The 1,480-nt window shown below is 39.0% G+C and carries 1 pseudogene; it reads right to left on the bottom strand.

The features are described 5' to 3' along the window. Positions 1-1,480, bottom strand: a pseudogene (locus tag B0A64_RS25180) (DUF6443 domain-containing protein); the annotation flags it as partial.

Here is a 1,480-nt window from a genome sequence, read left to right on the forward strand (position 1 = left end):
TCATTAGGATCTTGTGGATCGTCTGGCATTTGCGGATCATCAGGAGGTAAAGGAGAACCTCCCCCGCCCTGATTATTCTGGTTTTCACCATATTTGTACTGAAAACCTCCCAAATAATTGGTATAAGTCGTCAGAGCAAGATCCTTTACAATTTTCTCGAGTTTTTGTCCCGCTGCGTTGTAAATATACTCAATAGTACCACTTGTTCCAAATGTAATTTTCTTAGGCAAATTGAGTTGGTTATAGGCTATACTGGTGATGTTTTTGTTTTTGTCACTGATCATATTTCCGTTGGCATCATAAAGATAGTCATCGCCTGTTTTATTTCCGTCGATAAAACCTTTATTATCATTACCATACGGACTGTCTGTAACTTTTGCCAGCTGATTCGAATTCTCACTTAGATAGCCATACGTTAAATCATCTATTTGGAGTACTATTGATGGCGCGTCACTATCACCATATCTTTGCAAAAACTTGATATTGCCATTCTTATCATAACTTAAACTTTCATTGTAAGCTCCAGAGGATGGAATAGCATCATTAGGTTTTCGATAAAGAGCATTTTTTAATCGGTTAAGATTGTCGTATTGGTAGCCGTAAGATCGCAATGATTGATCTGAGGCTGTTTTCCAGAAAGTCTCTGCAATATTGCCATTGTACAAGGCGTCAACAGCTGGGTTACCGGACTGATTATAATTGATCTTAAAGGCAAATAAATCTACAGGATCTGAATCTTGTTGCAGGTTTTCTATTTTATTGATACCGGTAAGCCAACCTCTGATGTTGTAGCTAAAATCGACTTTTTGTCTGCTGTTTCCTCCTGTATCCCCAACATTCTTGCTTTCTAATTGCCCTAATGCATCATAGTTGTTTGATGTTAATAGCTGCACAATTCCTCCGTTGACCTGATGGGTATGGGTTAGCAAACGATCTTGTGGCGAATAGGTAAAATCTTCTCTTACCACAAGCTCATTGTCTCCTAACATTCGTTTGTGTCTGGTAATTGTATAAAGGGCTTTGCCCGAAAAGTCAAGTTTACTGTCTGTAAGGGTATATCCTCCTAAATGATTTTTAAGGTTAATGCGTATTGGTCGTCCTTTTATATCATCATAAACGGTTGTGGTCGTTTCTCCTATCGTGGCTAGTGCTGTTGTTGCTACTCTGGTCCAGTTTCCTGTAGCGAGACCTTTTGTATTGGCTAAAACAGGTTGACCTTCGATAGTTGTGGGTATAACGGGGGCATCCGGATACTCATAAGTATCGTAATAGGTAACTGTTAAGAGCTTAAAATTAGTTGGCGCATTTGCATTACTATAATTTACTGCAATTTGATCTATGGTTCCTGAGGTTTGTTTGGTTTCGAACAAAACAGCTGCTGCATTTTGGGTATCCTGCAATGATTTTCGTATGACAGCATTCGACGATTGATTGTACCATCCGGTATAAACGGGACGACCAAAAGCATCATATTTGGTAA

Source organism: Flavobacterium araucananum (assembly GCF_002222055.1).
GTDB classification, from domain to species: domain Bacteria; phylum Bacteroidota; class Bacteroidia; order Flavobacteriales; family Flavobacteriaceae; genus Flavobacterium; species Flavobacterium araucananum.